General features: G+C 68.3%; 17 protein-coding genes. 7 read left to right on the top strand and 10 right to left on the bottom strand.

Features of this window, described 5'->3' with window-relative positions; genetic code table 11:
• The 4 genes from ML01_RS13835 to ML01_RS13825 all read left to right on the top strand — a co-directional run.
• A partial coding sequence (locus ML01_RS13835) for a helix-turn-helix domain-containing protein (RefSeq protein WP_058555994.1) occupies positions 1 to 200 on the top strand: 200 nt, incomplete at its 5' end.
• Between the two features lie 203 nt (positions 201 to 403).
• Positions 404 to 637 carry a DUF433 domain-containing protein gene (locus tag ML01_RS13830; protein WP_082674265.1) on the top strand — a complete coding sequence of 78 codons (234 nt, stop codon included), beginning with the start codon at positions 404 to 406 and terminating at the stop codon, positions 635 to 637.
• On the top strand, positions 634 to 1,095 hold the full coding sequence (locus tag ML01_RS31370) for a DUF5615 family PIN-like protein (protein ID WP_216819181.1): 462 nt from the start codon (positions 634 to 636) through the stop codon (positions 1,093 to 1,095). The genes ML01_RS13830 and ML01_RS31370 overlap by 4 nt, the downstream gene beginning before the upstream one ends.
• A gap of 338 nt (positions 1,096 to 1,433) precedes the next feature.
• Complete coding sequence (locus ML01_RS13825; protein WP_058555984.1) at positions 1,434 to 2,624, top strand: RtcB family protein; 1,191 nt, start codon at positions 1,434 to 1,436, stop codon at positions 2,622 to 2,624.
• Between the two features lie 99 nt (positions 2,625 to 2,723).
• Here ML01_RS13825 and ML01_RS13820 read toward each other — a convergent pair whose 3' ends face one another.
• From ML01_RS13820 to ML01_RS13810, 3 genes are all read right to left on the bottom strand, one after another.
• Positions 2,724 to 3,209 carry a cyclic nucleotide-binding domain-containing protein gene (locus ML01_RS13820; RefSeq protein ID WP_058555983.1) on the bottom strand — a complete coding sequence of 162 codons (486 nt, stop codon included), beginning with the start codon at positions 3,207 to 3,209 and terminating at the stop codon, positions 2,724 to 2,726.
• Between the two features lie 158 nt (positions 3,210 to 3,367).
• Complete coding sequence (locus ML01_RS13815; RefSeq protein WP_371258216.1) at positions 3,368 to 6,571, bottom strand: efflux RND transporter permease subunit; 3,204 nt, start codon at positions 6,569 to 6,571, stop codon at positions 3,368 to 3,370.
• Positions 6,568 to 7,875: an efflux RND transporter periplasmic adaptor subunit gene (locus tag ML01_RS13810; RefSeq protein ID WP_082674264.1), complete on the bottom strand. Its 1,308-nt coding sequence runs from the start codon at positions 7,873 to 7,875 to the stop codon at positions 6,568 to 6,570. Before ML01_RS13810 ends, ML01_RS13815 begins: the two co-directional genes overlap by 4 nt.
• Positions 7,876 to 8,574: 699 nt before the next feature.
• Between ML01_RS13810 and ML01_RS13805 the strand changes: the two genes are divergently transcribed.
• Positions 8,575 to 9,054, top strand: coding sequence for a hypothetical protein (locus ML01_RS13805; protein WP_058555982.1), 480 nt, complete (start codon positions 8,575 to 8,577; stop codon positions 9,052 to 9,054).
• A gap of 100 nt (positions 9,055 to 9,154) precedes the next feature.
• Here the strand turns inward: ML01_RS13805 and ML01_RS13800 are convergent, their stop codons facing one another.
• The 7 genes from ML01_RS13800 to ML01_RS13770 all read right to left on the bottom strand — a co-directional run bounded on the left by ML01_RS13800 (position 9,155) and on the right by ML01_RS13770 (position 15,673).
• Positions 9,155 to 9,505: a Na+/H+ antiporter subunit G gene (locus ML01_RS13800; protein WP_058555981.1), complete on the bottom strand. Its 351-nt coding sequence runs from the start codon at positions 9,503 to 9,505 to the stop codon at positions 9,155 to 9,157.
• A gap of 20 nt (positions 9,506 to 9,525) precedes the next feature.
• Positions 9,526 to 9,795, bottom strand: coding sequence for a K+/H+ antiporter subunit F (locus tag ML01_RS13795; protein ID WP_058555980.1), 270 nt, complete (start codon positions 9,793 to 9,795; stop codon positions 9,526 to 9,528).
• Positions 9,789 to 10,286, bottom strand: coding sequence for a Na+/H+ antiporter subunit E (locus ML01_RS13790; protein ID WP_058555979.1), 498 nt, complete (start codon positions 10,284 to 10,286; stop codon positions 9,789 to 9,791). The genes ML01_RS13795 and ML01_RS13790 overlap by 7 nt, the downstream gene beginning before the upstream one ends.
• A gap of 1 nt (position 10,287) precedes the next feature.
• Complete coding sequence (locus ML01_RS13785) at positions 10,288 to 11,826, bottom strand: monovalent cation/H+ antiporter subunit D (RefSeq protein WP_058555978.1); 1,539 nt, start codon at positions 11,824 to 11,826, stop codon at positions 10,288 to 10,290.
• Positions 11,823 to 12,185: a Na+/H+ antiporter subunit C gene (locus ML01_RS13780; protein WP_058555977.1), complete on the bottom strand. Its 363-nt coding sequence runs from the start codon at positions 12,183 to 12,185 to the stop codon at positions 11,823 to 11,825. The genes ML01_RS13785 and ML01_RS13780 overlap by 4 nt, the downstream gene beginning before the upstream one ends.
• Before the next feature lie 19 nt (positions 12,186 to 12,204).
• Positions 12,205 to 15,015 carry a monovalent cation/H+ antiporter subunit A gene (locus ML01_RS13775; protein ID WP_058555976.1) on the bottom strand — a complete coding sequence of 937 codons (2,811 nt, stop codon included), beginning with the start codon at positions 15,013 to 15,015 and terminating at the stop codon, positions 12,205 to 12,207.
• A 61-nt stretch (positions 15,016 to 15,076) separates the two neighbouring features.
• Complete coding sequence (locus ML01_RS13770) at positions 15,077 to 15,673, bottom strand: putative molybdenum carrier protein (RefSeq protein ID WP_082674269.1); 597 nt, start codon at positions 15,671 to 15,673, stop codon at positions 15,077 to 15,079.
• Positions 15,674 to 15,966: 293 nt separating this feature from the next.
• Here ML01_RS13770 and ML01_RS13765 point away from each other — a divergent pair, with 293 nt between their 5' ends.
• Positions 15,967 to 17,448: a lipase maturation factor family protein gene (locus ML01_RS13765; RefSeq protein ID WP_058555975.1), complete on the top strand. Its 1,482-nt coding sequence runs from the start codon at positions 15,967 to 15,969 to the stop codon at positions 17,446 to 17,448.
• A gap of 22 nt (positions 17,449 to 17,470) precedes the next feature.
• Positions 17,471 to 18,076, top strand: coding sequence for a trimeric intracellular cation channel family protein (locus ML01_RS13760; protein ID WP_058555974.1), 606 nt, complete (start codon positions 17,471 to 17,473; stop codon positions 18,074 to 18,076).
• The last annotated feature ends 491 nt before the right edge of the window (positions 18,077 to 18,567 follow it).

The raw sequence follows: 18,567 nt of genomic DNA, 5'->3' as shown, positions 1-18,567 counted from the left end.
CACTAATGATGGCTTTAAAGGAGCGAATTGCTCGCACCGGCCTGACCCAAGCCCAGGCCGCCGAACTGTTCGGTGTCACGCAACCTCGTGTTTCGGACCTAGTGCGCGGTAAGATCAACTTGTTCAGCCTGGATGGGCTTGTCAACATGGCATCGGCGGCCGGCTTGCACATCGAAATGCACGTGCGAGAAGCCGCATAATAAGGTCCGTTCCTGGATACTTGTTCCTGGATACTTTCGGCTTCTTCGCCACCGAGTGTGCGCCGGCGGACAATGGCGACGACCCGCGCACGACCCACGGCTGCCTCGGTCACCGCGACCGGAAACACAAAGCCATCGATACGCGCACGACCGCCAAGCAGCCCGCGCGTCTCCGGCGCTGATCACAAATAGGAGGATGCACCTTGAGCGACCCGTTCGACCGTATCACCATCGATCCGGAACAGATGAACGGCCAGCCCTGTATCCGCGGCATGCGTCTGACCGTGCGCCGCGTGGTCGAGGCTGCAGCCCTGTACCCGGACCGCGCCGAGCTCAAACGCGAATACCCAGAGCTCGAGGACGACGATATCCGCCAGGCGCTCGAGTTCGCGGCTTCGAACCTTGAGGATCAGATCATCCATTTGGGCGCCGCGTGATCAGGCTGCTCCTGGACCAAGGCCTACCGCGCAGCACGGTGCAGGGTCTTGCGGATCAAGGCACAGATGGCTGCCACGTCGCCGACATCGGCTACAGCCGCGCCACCGACGAGGAAATCGCGGCCTTAGCGCTGGAGCAGGGACGCGTCATCGTCACCCTCGATTCGGACTTCCACCGGCTACTGGCCATCAGCGGCGCCAGCGGCCCGTCGGTGATCCGCAATCGAACGCGAAGGCTTGCGCGGCCCGGAGGCAGCGACCTTGATCGCGCAGATTTTGGCGCGGATCGGAGAACAGATCGAAGCCGGCGCTATGGTGACGGTGACCGCGCGGTCAGTCCGATTGCACCGTCTGCCTCTGCGCCAAGTCACATCCAAGTCCCGCCCCGACTGAAACGATTTAGAGCGACATCGGCCTGCGACGGAAACGCCGCGGGTCGAGATCCATCCGAGACGTGACCCGGTCGATGAGCGGGTTGGCCGACAGCGCAAGCGGCTCTGGAACGCGCTCGCGACCCCTTGGCGCCGCTCCGACAGCCAAGCAACTCCCGAGCGGTCAGCCACTGGGGCGGTCAGAAAGCGGGACAGCGCAGATGTCTCGACCCGGAAGGATACTCGCGTCTGCTTGTATCCGATCGGGAATTGCAGAGTGCCGTTCCCGACGCGAAAAGGCGCAAACTGATCGCATTTCGCCGCGGGTTGCTCAGGTCGGCTGATTCACCCTTTGCCCCCTGAGCCCGGCGGCAGCCCAACCGAACCGCGTATCGCCAGACGTCGCCGCCCACCGCAGATACCCCATGCCCATCCGCCAAACCATCGAAGACGGCCAGGTGCCGGTCAAGGTCTTCACCGACGACATCGACGCCGCCGCGACGGCGCAGCTTCGCAATGTGGCCTCCCTGCCCTTCGTGCACCACCACGTCGCGGCCATGCCGGACGTGCACTGGGGGCTCGGGGCGACCGTGGGCTCGGTGATCCCGACCATCGGCGCCATCGTGCCGGCGGCGGTGGGCGTGGACATCGGCTGCGGCATGAACGCGCTGCGGCTGTCGCTGACGGCAGATCAACTGCCGGACAATCTGGCGGGGCTGCGGGCACAGATCGAGCGCGATGTACCGGTGGGCTTCAACGGCCACCCCGACGGGCGCTGGTGCGAAGAAGGCCTCGCGCGCGTCGCGACCGGGCTCGCGCGCATTCAGGCCAAGTACCCGGCCATCGACGCCCGCTGGCAAAGCCAGCTCGGCAGCCTGGGCGGCGGCAACCACTTCATCGAGCTGTGCCTGGACGAGTCCGACCGCGTCTGGATCATGCTGCACTCGGGCTCGCGCGGCATCGGCAACCGCATCGGCCAGTTCTTCATCGAGCAGGCGAAGGAGGAAATGCTGCGCCGCGGCCTCCAGCCCCCGGACCGCGACCTGGCCTGGCTGCCGGACGACAGCCCGCTGTTCCACGACTACATGGCGGCCGTCGGCTGGGCGCAGGACTATGCGCTCGAGAACCGCCGGCAGATGGTGCGCCTGATCCTGGGCGCGCTGCGCCATCAGGTGGCGTTGGGCCGGCTGCCTGACTTTGCGCTGACGGACGAGGCCATCGAGTGCCACCACAACTACGTCGCCCGCGAGCATCACTTCGGACGCGACGTGCTACTGACCCGCAAGGGCGCCATCCGCGCAGGCCCGGGCGAGCTCGGCATTATCCCGGGCAGCATGGGCGCGCGCTCCTACATCGTGCGCGGACTGGGCAACCCGGACAGCTTCTGCTCCTCCGCCCACGGTGCCGGCCGGCGCATGAGCCGCGGGGAGGCCAAGCGGCGCTTCACACGCAAGGACTTGGAGGAGCAGACGCGCGGCGTCGAATGCCGCAAGGACAAGGGCGTGCTCGATGAGATTCCGGCCGCCTACAAGGACATCGACAGCGTGATGGCCAACCAGACGGACCTGGTGGACGTGGTGCACACACTGAAACAGGTGCTGACGGTGAAGGGCTGAGCGCGTCCAGCCGCCCGATGCCCGAGCAACCCGGGTACGCCGACTTGAGTCGGCCGCCTCCGCCGCGGGATCGAGGCCCGCGGCGGAGTCCGCGCCCGATCAAAACACCGCGTGCGTGCGATACACGTACTTGGTCAGCTCGACGTACTGCGCGTTCATGCGGCGCAGAATGTCCTGGCTCACCTGCACGATGTTCTGCATGACGCGGTAGACCAGCCAGGGGTCTTCCTCGATCAGCCCCTCGAAGGCCTCGCGCTCCACGCTGCACACCTGCGTGCAACCCAGCGAGCGCAGCGTCGCCGTGTGCGGACGGCCGCTGATGAAGCCCATCTCGCCGGCGAGGTCGCCGGTGCGCAGCACATGGATGGTGGTGTACTCACCCTTGCCCATATCCCGCGTGACGGCGATGCCGCCCTCGGCGAGGATGTGCAGGCTGTTGTCGATCTTGCCCTCGTCGATCAGCACCTCGCCGTCTTCGAGCCGGCGGCAGAAGGCGATGCCCGCAAGGCTCCGCACCTGCTGGTCGGTGAGCCCGGACGTGAGGGGGGAACTGCGCAAATATGGAAAGTCGGTTTCGGCATTCATGAGGACTTGCTCCGTAGCATTGGCCGATGGTCAACGCTGCGCCCAAACTCCCTTGCGTGCAATGCGGTAGGTCAGCATGAGGGCCAAGGGCCAAGGGCCAAGGGCCAGGAAGGACACCCTCGGCTCTCGGCCCTCGGCCAGCTTCAGTCCCCTCCGCGTCAGGCGCTCGGCGCCGGCGCTGATTCCTTCCGCGTCATCCGCTGCATGAGCCCGTGCACGCTCTCATGCATGGACAGCAGCGATGGGATGACGAGCAGCACCAGCACGGTTGCGAAGCCGAGCCCGAAGGCGATGGACGTCGCCATCGGGATCAGGAACTGCGCCTGGTAGGACGTCTCGAACAACAGCGGCGTCAAGCCGGCGATGGTGGTGAGCGAGGTCAGAAGGACCGCGCGCAGGCGCTGGCAGGCGGCTTCCACCAGCGCCTCCTGCACGGCCATGCCGGCCTCGCGGAGCTGCTGATAGAAGCTCACCAGGATGATGCTGTCGTTCACGACGATGCCGGACAGGCCGAACATGCCGAACAGCGACAGGATGGTGAGGTCGATGCCCATGGCCCAATGCCCAATCAGCGCGCCGGTGAGGCCGAACGGGATCACGGCCATGACGACGATGGGCCAGCCGTAGGACGAGAACACCCAGGCGAGAATGAGATAGATCAGGATCAGCCCGAGCAGCAGGCCCTTGCGCATGTCGGACAGCGTGTCCCGCTGGTCCGCGGAGCGCCCCTCGAACGAGTAGTGGATGCCGTAGTCGCGCTCCAGCCTCGGCAGCGCGCCTTCCTGCAGTGACTCGACAATGCGGTTAGCGTTGTTGACGTTCGCGTCCACGTCGGCGGTGACCTCCACCGCGAGCCGCCCCTCCGCGTGCCGCAGCACCTCGAAGCCGCGCCGCGAGCGCCACTCGGCCACCGCCGTGAGCGGCACGGACTCGCCCTGCGGCGTGCGAATGTTGAGCCGGTACAGGCTCGCCAGGCTGCCCCGCTCCGCCTCCGGCAGACGCACACGCACCTCCACCTCGTCGGGACCGTCCTGGAAGATCTGCACCAACTGGCCGTCGAAGGCCGTGCGCAGTTGCCGGCCCAGGTCGGCGACGGTGAGCCCGAGCGCCTCGCCCGCCGGCGTCAGCGAATAGATGAGCTGCTCGCGCCCGTAGGCCATGTCGTCCTCGACCTCGCGCACGCCATCGATGGCCGACAGCGTCTCCGCGAGCTCGGTCGCCGCGGCCTTAAGTCGGGTCGCGTCGCCGCCCGTCAAGCGCACGGTGAGGTCCCGCCCCGGCGGGCCGACGCGACGCGACGCGATGCTCAGGTTCTCAAGCCCCGCCGGCAGCGCGATGTGCTCGCGCCAGGCCTGGATGAAATCCACATTGCGCACGTCGCGCCGGTCGCCGTCGATGAGCTCCACGGTGAGCCCGCCGAGCTGGTCCGCCGCGGCGCCACCCTCGCTTTTGGAGCCGTGGTAGGTGACCACCGCGGTGATGAGCGCGTCGTGCTTGCCGTCCGCCATCAGCGCCTGCTCGGTGGCCTGCAACGTCTCTTCCAGGTGCGTTAGAAACGCATCCACCCTCGCCCGCGGCGTGCCGGCGACGAAGGTGACGTTGGCGTTGATGATCTGGGATTCCGGGGTCGGGAAGAACGTGAAGCCGATGCGACCGCCTACAATGAGCCCGACGGCGACCAGCAACAGCGCCAAGGCGGCGGCGGCCGTGGTGAAGCGATGGCCGATCGCCGCGCTCGCCACGGGCCGGAAGACACGGTCGCGGAAGGCATCGAAACCCTGGTCGAGCCGCGCGCGCAAGGAGTTAGGCTTGATCTTGTGCGTGTGCAGAAAGGCGTTGCGCAGGTGCCCGGGCAGCACCAGGAAGCTCTCCACCACCGATGCCAGAATCGCGCAGATGATGACGATGGGGATGGCGCCGAGAATATTGCCGATGCGCCCGCCCACGAGCATCAGCGGCAGGAAGGCGGCAATGGTCGTCAGCGACGAGGCCATGACCGGCGCCAGCATGCGCCGCGCACCGCCCTCGGCGGCGAGCAGCGGGTCCTCGCCCATCTGGTAGTGGGACATGGCGTCCTCGCCAACGACGATGGCGTCGTCCACGATGATGCCGAGCGCCATGATCAGCGCGAACAGCGTGATCATGTTGATGCTGCCGCCGAGCAGATACAGGATGAACAGCGTCGCCGCGAAGGACACCGGAATGCCCCAGGCCACCCAGAACGCGACGCGCCCGGTGAGGAACAGGTACAGGATCAGCACCACCAGCACCAAACCGCCGACGCCGTTGTTCACGAGCAGCATGATGCGATCGCGCACCAGCTCCCAGGAGGCGTCGTAGATCTCAAGCTCGACGCCCGGCGGCAGCGTCGGGCGCGTCTCGTCCAGCCAGTCGGCCAGCGTCCGGGCAGACTTCAGCGTGTCGCCGGACTCCGCCCGCTGCACGATCATCTCCACGGCGGGTTTGCCGGCCACGCTGACGCGCACGGTGTTGTCGCTCGGCGCGCGCTCGATCTCAGCGATGTCGCCCAGGTTGACGCGGAGCTCCTCGCCGGTCTTGACCGGCAGATCGCGGAACGCGAGCGCATCGCGGCGCTTGTCCAGGCTGCGCAGCTCGCGCGCGCCCTCGCCGCGGCCGATGGCGCCGGCGGGCAGGTCGCGGCTGAAGGCGCCGACGCGATCGCCGATGTCGCCGAGCCCCAGCTCCAACTGCTCCAGTTGCTCGGTGGCCACCTGGATGCCGATCTCCTCGTCCGGCAGGCCCTTGATGTCCACCTTGTCGAGGCCGCGGTCCAGGAGCTCCGTCTCGAAGCGCCGGGCCAGATTGCGCATCTCGGCGGGGTCGTCCAGGCCCGTGATCAGGAGCCGCGCCACCTGCTCGTAGCGCGTCAGCAGCGATACCTCCGGCTTCTCCGCGTCCTGCGGGAAGTTGCGGAACTCATCGACGAAGCGGCGCACCTGGTCCAGCGCCAGCAATGGGTCGGTGCCCTCTTTCAGCTCCAGCGTGATGGCCGCGATGCCCTGGCTGGAGGTGCTGGTCATCTTGTCCAGGTTGTCGACGCTGCGAAGCCGCTGCTCCAGCGGCTCGGTGATACCGTCCTCGACGTCCTCGGCGCTGGCGCCGCTCCAGACCACGCGGACCTGGACGATCTCCAGCTCGAAGGTCGGGAAAAACTGCACGTTGAGCCGGTCCAGCGCAAAGGCGCCGGCCAGGAGCATGATGACCATCAGCAGGTTCGCCGCGACCTTGTGGTGCGCGAAGAGCCCGATGATGTCGCCCTGATGCTGCATCGCCGGCTGCCGGCGACGCGGCTGCGGGCGCTCGGGCTCGGGCGTGCCGGCGACGGGTAGGCTGTCGCTCATTGCACGGCCTGCGTCTTGCCGCGATCAGGGGCAGCGGCAGCAGGCCGCGCGGGCGCCCGCGCCATGCGGCCCTCGTCCAGCGTCTCCACGCGCAGCCCCTCGATGGCGTTCGGCATATGGGTGGTGACGATGAGGTCGCCGGCCTTGAGCTGCGGCGAGCGCACTAGGAGGCGCTCCTCGCCGGCGGCCGCGGCGCGCGCACCAAGCGTCTCGACATCGACGCCCACCATACGCCCGGCCTCCAACTTGTAGAGCCGCCCGCCGCCGTACACCGCGCGGAAGGGCACCGCGACGACGCCGTCCCGGGCCGGTCGCGCGAGCTTCACCGTCAGCATCTGCCCCAGCCGCAGCGCCGCGGGGTCCGCGGCGACCTCGAACAGCCCGTCCACGCCGCTCGGCCCGGCCTCGCCCGCGATGCGCGCGAGCTTGAGCGGTAGCGTCGTGTCGCCGATGGCGGCCGTCGCCGGCAGACTGCCCTGCCCGGCCAGCGCCGTCACCAGCTCCGCCTGGTACGGCGCCGGGATGCGGGCTCGCACCTGCAGGCTGTCGAGCGCGAACATGCGCGCCAACACGGCGCCCTTCGCCACCTGATCGCCCACGGTGACGTCGACGCCGCTGACGATGCCGTCGTAGGGCGCGCGAATGGTCGCCCGCTCGAACTCGAGCTCCAGCTCGTCAAGCCGGGCCTGGTTGCTTGCGAGCCGGGCCTCCAGCGCGCGCACCCGGGCGGGGTGGTCGGCCATGCTCTGCTCCCGGCTAGTGACCGCGAGCGCGCGCTGCACCGCCGCCTGCTCGGCCTCGTCGAGCGCCTGCTCGGCGCCGACCCGCTGGGTCTTGAGCCGCTCTTGGCGGGCGACGGCGTCGCGGGCGAGGGTCAGCAGGCGCTGCTCCTGCTCCAGCGCCAGGCGGTCGGTGTCGTGGCGGTTGCGCTCGCTCGCGAGCTGCGCTTGGAGCTCAGCGATCTGCGCCTCGACCTGCGCGATACGCGATGCGAAGTCGCGCTCGTCCAGGCGCAGCAGCACATCGCCCGCGGCGACGCGGTCGCCGTCGCGCACGGCCACCTCGATGACCCAGGCGGCGGCGGAGGCGGTGGCCCGGAGCAGGTCCGGCGTCTCGACGCGACCGTAGAGCGTCAGCTCCGGGGCCAGGCGCTGCGGTTGCGCGCGCTCAACCTCCACGCGCCAGATGCGTTCCTGCACCTCGGGCGCGGGCTGCTCGGGGCGGCTGGACTTGAGGACACGAAAGGCGCCGACACCGATGGCGAGCACCAGGATCGGCAAGAGGATTTTCAGGGCTGTGCGCACGGTTGGCTGTTCGTTGAATGCTTGGCTGGAGCGAGTGGCGGCGGCAGTGGGCAAGAACGTGCTAAAGACCGGCGGCGGTGCCGTAACCGGCCGAGCTTTTCTTCGGTTGGCAAATGGTCTAGATGGCGAACAGAGTCGGGGCAGCGGCACAAAAGCACAACGCGTCCCGTCAATGGATGTCCCGCCGGCCGATGCCGGCGCTCAAGCAACCTCGCCCAAGCGGCGCGCGCAGTCTGGGTCTCCGAAACCCAAGCGCAGCGGGCCTATGATCTGCTGACGCTTGCACGAGCAAAGCACCCCAAGCCGGTACCCGGCCCACCACCGAGTCACCCCTACGACGCCGGCTGCACCTTGGCTGACGACCTTACCCCGAGCTCCCGCCACGGATGATCCCGTATGTTAGCGGGACGGCTTGTCGCGTACTATGTGTACTGTGCTCGCGCTAACGCCTTGACCCAGTTGCGGCAGGACATGGAAAACGAGTCATATTGTGTGCGTCGCGTCCCTTTTCCGTCACAAAGGCGCGGTACAATTCGGGGCCTGCGCAGTGCGAGCTCAACAGCCAGCCGGGGCGTGCCCTCCACGCACCTGTGCTAGCCAAGGCCGCGCCGCCGTGCGACCGCCAACTCTGCTCCGGCGGTCACACCGACGTGTCACTGGGCGCCTTCGCCCACTCGGTTCATAACGAGGTCAACGCGCATGTTCGGCAAGACGGGCTCGATCCTGCTTTCCATCGGCAACCTCCCCCCTCAAGTCTCGCGGAAGGCGCTCAAGGCTCACGTCCAGGTCGTGATCGACGGCCTGGAGGACACCGGTTTCCGCATCATGCCCGCCATCGGTAGCTGCGACATCCTGCGCCTCACCAACCCCGCCACCGGCGTCGTCACCCACCAAGGGATCATCTCGATTCAGCCCGCCAAGCTAGCCTTCCGGGTCATGGACGCGCTGCGCCGGAAGCCGCTGCGCGGGATCAACCTTGATGTGAGCCGCTACCGCCACAGCAGCTTCCCGGTAAGCTCGGGCACACCGCTCATGTCCATGAGCGATCTGTTGGGCGTCGATCCCATGGCCGACCCAAAGGAAATCACGCCGCTTACGCTCGATCTCGTCGCCGATACGGGCATGTACAAGCCCGCCCCGCTCGCGGAGCCGCGCACCGAGACCGCCTTCGCCCACTGATCCCACCGCTACGCGGCTGCGCGCCGGCACACGACGCCCGCATGCCCGAAGCGGCCTGCGGGTGGGAACGCCAGGCTAACAGCCCGACCCGTGGCGCCGCTCAGTCGCCGCGATCCAACCCCGTTCCCGACGACGACTCCGCCTCCGCCGGCGGCGGCGCGATGGAGCGCACGCGCAGTTGCAGCGCGGCCTTCGCGAGCAGATGGGCGCTCACCGGCGCGGTGATGAATAGGAACACGGTCACCAGTACCTCGTGCAGGCTCGGCATCTCGCTGCCGGTGCTGAAGTGGATCACCGACGCGATCAGCAGCGCGCCGACGCCGAGCGTCGTCGCCTTGGTGGGCCCGTGCAGTCGGGTGTAGAAGTCCCCGAGCCGCGCCAGCCCCAGCGAGCCGATGAAGGTGAAGGCGGCGCCGATGATGATCAGCACCGAAACGGCGATCTCCTGCATGATGACCCGAGAGGTTCCGGTTACTCGATGATGTCGCCGCGCAACAGGTACTTGCACAGCGCGACGGTGCCGACGAACCCCATCAGCGCAATCAGCAGCGCGGCCTCGAAGTACAGGTCGCTGCCGAGCAGGATGCCGAGCAGCACCAAGAGCGCGATGGTGTTCACGTACAGGGTGTCCAGTGCCAGGATGCGGTCCGGCTCGTCCGGCCCGATGAGCAGGCGCCACAGGCTGAGCAGCAGGGCCGCGGCAACCAGCGTGAAGGCGATGATCAGGGCGATGCTCAGCATGTTGACTCGAAGATGTCGATGAGCGGGCGCTCGTAGCGGGTCTTGATCTCATGCACCAGCGCGGCCGCGTCGGTCACCCGCAGGCCGTGCACGACCAGCGTGCGCCGGTCCGGGCTCAGCCACGCCGAGACGGTGCCAGGCGTGAGCGAGACGGTATTGGCCAGGATGCTGATCGCAAGCTCGGTGCGCAAATCGAGCGGCACCGACACGAAGGCCGGCTGCACAAAGCGCCGCCCGCCCAGGATCAGCGCGGCGACGGCAACGTTGGCGACCAGGATGTCCCACAGCACCTTGAGCAGAAAGAACACGAGCCACCAAGGCCGCGCAATGCGCACCGGGTCCGGCCAGAAGTGGCGCGTAAAGGCCGGAATCACCAGGCCCAGCAGGAGCCCGAGCAGCGCCTGGCCGATGGTGAAGCTGTTCACCAACAACAGCCAGGTCAGCGTCAGCACCAGCGTCAGCAGCGGATGGGGCAGCAGGCGGCGCAGCATGTCAGGCCTCCGCCGGTGCCGGCAGCACCGCCTCGATATAGCGCGCGGGCGCGAGCAGGTCCGCCGCCGTCGCCGCGGTGAAGCGGGTCACCGGCCCCGCCGCAAACACCAGCACCAGGCAGAGCCCAACCAGCCCGAGCACCGGCGCGAGCCGCGGCCAGTCCGCCCCGGCGTACGTCGCGGTCGCTGCCCCGAGGTCGCCAATCGCTGCGCTGCCCTCGGCGCGGTAGAACAGCAGGCTGCCGCTGCGGGCCAGCGCCACGATGGTGCCGAAGCTCGCGGTCAGCACCACGCCCAGCACCCAGGGTGCCGCCGGGTGCTCCAACGCCGCCTGCAGCAGCATCCATTTGCCGAGGAAGCCGGACAGGGGCGGCAGGCCCGCGATGAGCGCGGCCAGCACGAAGAACACGCCGCCCACCAGCGGTGCCGCCGGAATCACGGGGCCCGGGTCGAGCCGATCTGCCAGCTCGCCGCGGCCGCGGGCGATGACGTCCGCCAGCAGGAACATCGCCGCCGCCGCGAAGGTGCTGTGCGCAAGATAATAGAGACCAGCCGCGATGCCGGGCCCGGTACCCAGCGCGAAGGCGGTGAGCAACGTACCCACCGACAACACCACGAGATAGGCGGTCTGCCGCCGGAGCCCCGGGGCGGACAACACGCCCAGGACGGCGACGGCGACGGTCAGCAGCGCGAGCGGCAGCAGAAAGGGCTCGATCAGGTGGGCCACGAGGCCGGCGTCGTCGCCGAAGATCAGCGTCTCCACGCGCAGGATCGCGTAGGCGCCGACCTTGGTCATGATGGCAAAGAGCGCAGCCACCGGTGCCGAGGTGCTGGAGTACGCCGCCGGCAGCCACAGGTAAAGCGGCACCAGCGCCGCCTTCAGCGCGAACACCGTGAACAGCAGGAGCCCCGCCGCGCGCACCAGCCCTAAGTCTGCCGGCGGCGTCGCGGCGACCTTCACGGCGAGGTCCGCCATATTCAGCGTGCCGAGAACGCCATAGAGGGTGCCCGCGGCGAACAGAAAGAGGGTCGATCCCGCCAGGTTCAGCACGACGAAGTGCAGCCCCGCGCGCACCCGATCCGGGCCGCCGCCGTGCAGCAACAGGCCGTAGGACGCGAGCAGCAGCACCTCGAAGAACACAAACAGGTTGAAGACATCGCCGGTGAGAAAAGCGCCGTTCAACCCGAACAGCAGCAGTTGGAACAGCGGATGGAAGTGCCGCCCGGCGCGGTCGGTGCCCTGCACGGCGTAGAGCAGCGCGCAACAGGCGAGCAGCGCCGTGATCAGGAGCATCCAAACGCTGAGCCGATCCGCCACCAGCGAGATGCCGTAGGGGGCGGGCCAATCCCCCACCTGATACACCTGGATGCCGCTCTCGGTCACGCCCAGCGCGAGCCAGACGACGGCGCCAAGCGTCAGCAGTGTGGCGGCGATGCTGATCCGCCGGCGAACGGCGATCGCGATCCGCCGCCGCGTCAGTAGCAACAGCACCGCCGCCAGCAGCGGCAGCAAGAGCGGTGCGACGATGACCTGGCTCACGGGCCGACCTCCCGGTCATGGTCGCGGTCGTCCGCTGCCGCCAACCCGTCCACGTGGTCGCTGCCAAGCTCGGCCCGGGCCTTTAGCGCCAGCATGATCACGAACGCCGTCATGGCGAAGGCGATGACGATGGCCGTGAGCACCAGCGCCTGCGGCAGGGGGTCCGCATAGCCGGTGGCCGCGTCGCTGATCACCGCCGGCTGGCCGACGATGAGCCGCCCGGTGGCGAACAGAAACAGGTTCACCGCGTAAGACAGAAAGGTGAGGCCCAGCACCACCGGAAAGGTCTGGGCACGCAGCAGCAGGTACACGCCACAACCGGTCAGGCAGGCGATGATGCCGGCAAGCAGGGCTTCCATTGACGCAACGGCTCCAGGTTCAGTCAGCGCGACACGCGGGGTCGGGGTCCGCGGGCTGGCTCGCGCCGCCCATCAGCCCCATGTGCACCAGGATCAGCAAGGTGGCGCCCACCACCACCAGATAGACGCCAAGGTCGAAGGCCATGGCCGAGGCCAGCTCGAAGTCCGCAAAGGGCCAGTGCACATGCGTGAAAGCCGAGGTCAGGAACGGATAGCCGAGCGCCATGCTGACGACACCCGTGCCGACGGCGATCAAGAGCCCGGCGGCGATGATCGGATGCAGATTGCGCGGCATCCGCGCCGTGGTCCAGGCCACGCCGTTGGTCAGATACTGCACGATCAGCGCCACGGCCGTGACCAGCCCGGCGATGAAGCCGCCGCCCGGCAGGTTGTGGCCGCGCAGGAAGATGAACACCGACACCAGCAGCGCAAGCGGAAGCAACAGGCGCACCAGCGCCGCCATGATGGGCGGGTGCAGGTCCCAATTCCAGCGCCGCCCGGCACTGTCCAGCGGCGGCGGCGGCAACCGCAGGTCCTCAAGCAGCGCATAGATGCCGAGCGCGGCCAGCGCCAGCACCGTGATCTCGCCCAGGGTGTCGAAACCGCGAAAGTCCACCAAGATCACGTTCACGACGTTGGTGCCGCCGCCGCCCGGCACGCTTTGCTCTACGAAGAATCGCGAGATGCTCGCCTGCGGGCGCGTCAGCACGGCCCAGGCCAGGATGCCGGACCCGGCACCGGCGCCGAGCGCGATCAGAAAGTGGCGCAGCCGCATGGCCTTGTCCGTCTCCACCGGCGTGGTCCGCGGCAGAAAGTTCATGGCCAACAAGAGCAGCACGATGGTGACGATCTCCACCGAAAGCTGCGTCAGCGCCAGGTCCGGCGCCGAGAACTTCACGAAGATCAGCGACACGAACAGCCCCAAGGCGCCGAGCACGATGAGCGACTCGAGCCTGCGCTGATGGATCAGCGCGGCCGTGAAGGCCGCCAGCACCAGCGTGATGGCCACTGCAATGCTCACCAGGTCCGGCAGCGTCATGGGCGCCGGGCCGGTGATGGGCACATGTGGCGGAATGATGCCGGCAGCGCCGGCCGCCACGGCGGTAATGACGAAGACCGCGAGCAGCCGCTGCTGTGAGCCGATGTCCAAGCGCCGCGTCACCGCATCGGCCAAGGCCACCAACTGCCGCAGCAGCCACCGGTAGGCCGCCGGGGCATCCAGCAGGCCGTGCCAGCGGTCGCCGAGCGCAAGCAGCGGGCGGCGCACCAAGTACAGCAGCACCCCGCCCACCAGTGCGACGATGCTCATGATGACCGCGGCATTGAAGCCGTGCCAGACCGACAGGCTGTAGTACGGGGGAGTCTCCTGCAACATGCCGGCCACACCCACCTGCAGCAGCGGGGCCACGGTCCAGGCCGGCGCGATGCCCACCAGCAGGCAGATGGCGACGAGGATCTCCACCGGCACCTGCATCCAGCGCGGCGGCTCGTGCGGCGTGCGCGGCAGGTCCACGGGCTCGCCGTTGAAGAAGACGTCGTGGCCGAAGCGCAGCGAATAGGCCACCGCGAGCACCCCCGCCAGCGCCACGACGCCCGGAAAGAACCAAACCCAGATACTGTCCCGCGCGAAGTTCACCGCCTCGCCGAAGAACATCTCCTTGGACAGGAAGCCGTTGAACAGCGGTACGCCGGCCATGGCCGCCGCGGCCACCATCGCCAGCGTCGCCGTGTAGGGCATGAAGCGCCAGAGACCGTTGATGCGCCGCATGTCGCGGGTGCCGCACTCGTGGTCAATGATGCCTGCGGCCATGAACAGCGACGCCTTGAAGGTCGCGTGGTTGATGATATGGAACACGCCGGCGACGGCAGCGAGCGGCGTGCCGATGCCGAACAAGAGCGTAATCAGGCCCAAGTGGCTGATCGTGGAATAGGCGAGCAAACCCTTCAGGTCGTGCTGGAACAGCGCGAAGTAGGCGCCGATCAGCAGCGTCGCGAGCCCCGCGCCCATGACCAGGTAGGCCCACTCGTGCGTGCCCGAGAGCACCGGGAACAGCCGTGCGAGCAGGAACACGCCCGCCTTCACCATCGTCGCCGAGTGCAGGTACGCCGACACCGGCGTCGGCGCCGCCATGGCCTGCGGCAGCCAGAAATGAAACGGGAACTGCGCGGACTTCGTAAAGGCCCCGAGCAGGATCAGCACCAGCATCGGCGTGTAGAGCGGGTGCGCGCGGATCAGATCGCCCTGGGTCAGGATCGCGGAGAGCTCGTAGCTGCCGGCGATGTCGCCGAGCAGCAGGAATCCGCCCAGCAGCGCAAGGCCGCCCAAACCCGTGACGGTGAGGGCCATGCGCGCGCCGTTGCGGGCATCGCTGCGGTACTGCCAGTAGCTGATGAGCAGGAACGACGACAGGCTCGTCATCTCCCAGAACATCAGCAGCATCAGGATGTTCTCGGACAGCACGATGCCGAGCATTGAGCCCATGAACAACAGCAGATAGGCGAAGAACCGCCCCGTGCAGTCCGCCTCGCCCAGGTAATAGCGGGCGTACAGGATCACCAACAGCCCGATGACCAGGATCAGGATCGCGAACAGCATGCCGAGCCCATCCAGCCGGAAGGCCAGGTTGAGCCCGAGCTCCGGCATCCACGGGATGGTCTGCACCAGCGTCTCGCCGCGGAACACGCCGAGCTTCGCCGGGATCAGCAGGCCGAGCGCGAGCGCCGCGAGCGCGCCGGCCATCCAGGCCGCGTTGAGCCGGCCGTAGCGGGCCACCCAGGCCGCGAGCGGAGCCCCCAGGAGCGGTATCAGGACAACGATCGGCAGGTTCATCGGGGATGCAGGCTGTCGGAAGGCAACGCAGTCTAGCGCATGCGCCGCGGACGGGGCAGGCTCAGTCGCCTGCTTGCAGGTCCGCGCCGGCCACGGTTGACGCCAGCAGCCGCATAAGCAGCGCCAGCGCGGCGGCGCCGATGCCGGGCGCCTCGGACTCGCGCGGCCCTGCGACGTTCAGCACGCGGACGCCTTGGCTGGCCAGCCAGGCGTCGATGGCCTGCGGCACGGGCGCCGAGCCCAGATCGATCTGCAACAGCGGGCGGCCCTCGCGTCGGGCTACCGTCGCGGTCAGCGCCGTGCCGCCCGCAAGCGGCCCGCGATGCAGGATCAGCGTGCCGTCGCTGTCGCGGACGTTCCACGCCGTGCGCTGCGCCGGGTCCGGCTCTGGTGTTTCCGTGAGCGGATAGCGGTCGGGAATCACGCCGTCCTCCGCCAGCCGCCCGCGCGGGCACCAGCCGCCCACCGGGATGCCCGCCGCGAGCGCGGCATCGAGCGCGGCCCGATCCACGCCCGTCTGCCCGCCGCTCACGAGCCGCGCGACGCGCTGCCCGCGGCGCGCATGCAGCGCGTCGATGAGCTCGCGGTCGCGCCGCGCGAAGTACTGATCCTCGTCCGCCTGCTCCTTCAGGCGCAGCTTGTCGATGAAGTCGGGCATGGTGGTCGACCGGTAGTGATGGAGATCGGGCGCATGCAACAGACACAACGCCGCAACAGGCGCAGCCGCAGAGCCTGCGAAGAGCAACTACGAAACACGCGAAAAGCGCGAAAGGGCCGACGCCGGTCACGAAGTCCTCCCCTTTTCGCGAGTTTCGTGTATTTCGTAGTTCAAAGATTCTTAGTCTCTTCCGGCGAGGCTGCGCCGCAGACCAACGAGCCACGATTTCGCCGCGCCGCACAAAACTTGACGCATCTGTGAGCACTTGGCGCCATCTGACCACGCGAGCACCCATGCCCTTCCGCCCCAGCACCGACGCGCTGCCCGCCCCCAACGCCGACGCCTATCGCATCGTCGGCTGGCTCTTTCTGCGCGCCCTGGGGCTCATCTATGTCGCGGCCTTCGCGTCGCTCGCGGTGCAGATCACGGCACTCGCCGGCAGCCAAGGCATCGCGCCCGTCACGGAGCAGCTCGCCCGCGCCGGCGAGCTTTACGGCGGGCTCAAGTACCTGCGCCACCCGACGCTGTTCTGGCTCAACGCGAGCGACCTAGCGCTGCTCGCCGTCGCCTGGGGCGGCGTGCTGCTCGGGCTGCTGCTAGCGCTGGGGCGCAACGACCGCGCGCTCCTGATCCTGCTCTACCTGTTCTATCTGTCGCTGTACCACGCCGGGCATCGATTCACGAACTTTCAGTGGGACTACCTGCTGCTGGAGGTGGGCTTCGTGGCCATCCTGCTGCCGGGCGGCGGCCGGCTCGTGGTGTGGCTGTTCCGCTGGGTGCTGTTCAAGCTCCGGTTTCTGTCCGGGCTCGCGAAGCTCCTGTCCGGCGACGAGGCGTGGCGGCAGCTCACGGCGCTGCGATACTACTTCGAGACCCAGCCCCTGCCCCACGCCGGCGCCTGGTACGCGCATCAGCTACCGGACTGGGTGCTGCGCGTCGGCGCCGGCGGCACGCTGTTCGCGGAGCTGGTGGTGCCGTTCTTTTTTCTCTTGCCGCGGCCCTATCGCCATGCGGCGGCTTGGCTCACGATCCTGTGGCAGTTGCTCATCATCGCCACCAGCAATCACAACTTCATCAACCTGCTGACCATCGCGCTGTGTCTCTTCCTGTTCGACGATCGCGCCGTTGCGCGGCTGCTGCCGCGGCGCGTCGCGGCCTTCGCGACGGCGCGCTCGCCGTTGCCGCAGGCGCCGCGCCGGCTCGTCGGCGTGCTCAGCGTCGCCGTCGCGCTGCTCGTGGTGCCCGCCGGGCTCGTGTCCGCCGCCGAGATGCTCCGACGTGGCCCCATTACGCACCTGAGCGGCTGGCTCGACCGCATCGAGCCCTACCGCATCGCCAACCGCTACCACGTCTTCCCCAGCATCGACCGCGAGCGCATCGTGCTGGTGGTGGAGGCGTCGCGCAACGGGCAGGACTGGGTGTCGCTCGACTGGCGCTACGCCCCGGACGCCCCGCGGGAGATCGCGCCCTTCATTGTGCCGCACCAGCCGCGCTGGGACTGGCAGCTATGGTTCCTGCCCAAGGGGCCGCTGTTCCGGCCGGACCTCAAGGCCTTCCTGAACCGCCTGCGGGAGGGCGCGCCGGCCGTGACCGCGCTGCTCGCGGAGCCGCCCTTCGGCGACAAGCCGCCGAAGATGCTGCGCGTGCGCGCGTATCGCTACCGTTTCGCGACGCCCGCCGAGCGCGCCGCGGACGGCATCTGGTGGGTGCGCGAAGACTTGGGCGCCTTCCTGCCGCTGCCGCAGGTGCCGATGCCCATCCCGCCGACGCGCTGACAAGACCCCCGAGGAGAGCACCATGATCTACTGGATCGGCATCGCCGCCGTCGCCACCATGGCCGCCGCCGGCGTACTGGAGGCCGGCACCAAGCGCTTCGACCTGGCCGGCATGGTCTTCGTCGCGCTCGCCGCGGCGCTCGGCGGCGGCACGCTGCGGGATCTGCTGCTCGCACGACCCGTGTTCTGGGTGGCGGACCAGACCTACCTGATCGCCGCGCTGCTCGCGGCCATGGCGACCTTCTTCGTCGCCCGGGCCTTGGTGCTGCCGCTCGGGCTCTTTCTGATCCCGGATGCGTTGGGGCTGGCACTGTTCACGATCACCGGCACCAAGGCGGCCATGGTCTGGGGCGCGCCCTGGCTCGTGGCGAGCCTGATGGGCGTCATCACCGGCGTCGTCGGCGGCATCCTGCGCGACGTGCTGTGCAACGAGGAGCCCCTGGTCTTCCGCGGCCAGCTCTATGCCACGGCCGCCTGGGGCGGTGCGCTGCTCTACCTCGCCGCACCCCATCTGGGCTTCGGCCCGGAGACGTCTGCCCTGCTCGCAGGCTCAGCCATCCTCCTCGTGCGACTCGCCGCCATCCGCTTCGACCTCGGGCTACCGAGGTTCCGGGCCAAGGCCGGGTGAGCGCAGTGGCCATAGGCGAATACGAGCATCACAACGGCAACCGGCGCCGGCCGCGGCCGTGCTTCCCAGCGCCGGCGGCCTCAGGCATCAGCGTCATCGCCCGGGCTGCCCGAGAACAAGCCGGCGTCGAAGGCTCCGACTCAGCCAACCGTCTCGATGATATTGATCTCGCGCCGCAGCATGTCGTTGACCCGCTCGGACAACTCGACGCCCTTTGCTTCGGCCTTTGCAGCCAGGTAGCTTTAGTATCTGCTCGTCCAGGTACATGGGCAGGCGAAGTACCGCGTTGGGCTGGTGGAACTTCCCGCGCTCGCCTTTGGAGTAGTCGTAATGGCTTTTCATGATTTCACCGTTCGGGTTCGCGGCTAGCGGGCAGTGTCTTGGTAATCCCGGACCTCGTCTGGATCGGCGTGGCGCGCGGAAATGATCCGTAGTCGGACCTCGGCGGGCTCGCTCCAATCCCATGTGTGCACGACCACGATCAGTTGTCC

The organism is Thiohalocapsa sp. ML1, assembly GCF_001469165.1.
In the GTDB taxonomy this organism is placed as follows: Bacteria; Pseudomonadota; Gammaproteobacteria; order Chromatiales; family Chromatiaceae; genus Thiohalocapsa.
Note: the sequence above shows the minus strand (reverse complement) of the source record. Positions and strands in the feature narration are given on the sequence as shown.

Bases quoted from the DNA above. Each gene is read 5' to 3' on its own strand.
- ML01_RS13775 (WP_058555976.1), bottom strand. From the start codon at position 15,015: ATGAACCTGCCGATCGTTGTCCTGATACCGCTCCTGGGGGCTCCGCTC.
- ML01_RS13760 (WP_058555974.1), top strand. From the start codon at position 17,471: ATGATCTACTGGATCGGCATCGCCGCCGTCGCCACCATGGCCGCCGCC.
- ML01_RS13800 (WP_058555981.1), bottom strand. From the start codon at position 9,505: ATGCAGGAGATCGCCGTTTCGGTGCTGATCATCATCGGCGCCGCCTTC.
- ML01_RS13795 (WP_058555980.1), bottom strand. From the start codon at position 9,795: ATGCTGAGCATCGCCCTGATCATCGCCTTCACGCTGGTTGCCGCGGCC.
- ML01_RS13805 (WP_058555982.1), top strand. From the start codon at position 8,575: ATGTTCGGCAAGACGGGCTCGATCCTGCTTTCCATCGGCAACCTCCCC.
- ML01_RS13765 (WP_058555975.1), top strand. From the start codon at position 15,967: ATGCCCTTCCGCCCCAGCACCGACGCGCTGCCCGCCCCCAACGCCGAC.
- ML01_RS13825 (WP_058555984.1), top strand. From the start codon at position 1,434: ATGCCCATCCGCCAAACCATCGAAGACGGCCAGGTGCCGGTCAAGGTC.
- ML01_RS13770 (WP_082674269.1), bottom strand. From the start codon at position 15,673: ATGCCCGACTTCATCGACAAGCTGCGCCTGAAGGAGCAGGCGGACGAG.
- ML01_RS13780 (WP_058555977.1), bottom strand. From the start codon at position 12,185: ATGGAAGCCCTGCTTGCCGGCATCATCGCCTGCCTGACCGGTTGTGGC.
- ML01_RS13790 (WP_058555979.1), bottom strand. From the start codon at position 10,286: ATGCTGCGCCGCCTGCTGCCCCATCCGCTGCTGACGCTGGTGCTGACG.
- ML01_RS13815 (WP_371258216.1), bottom strand. From the start codon at position 6,571: ATGAGCGACAGCCTACCCGTCGCCGGCACGCCCGAGCCCGAGCGCCCG.
- ML01_RS13820 (WP_058555983.1), bottom strand. From the start codon at position 3,209: ATGAATGCCGAAACCGACTTTCCATATTTGCGCAGTTCCCCCCTCACG.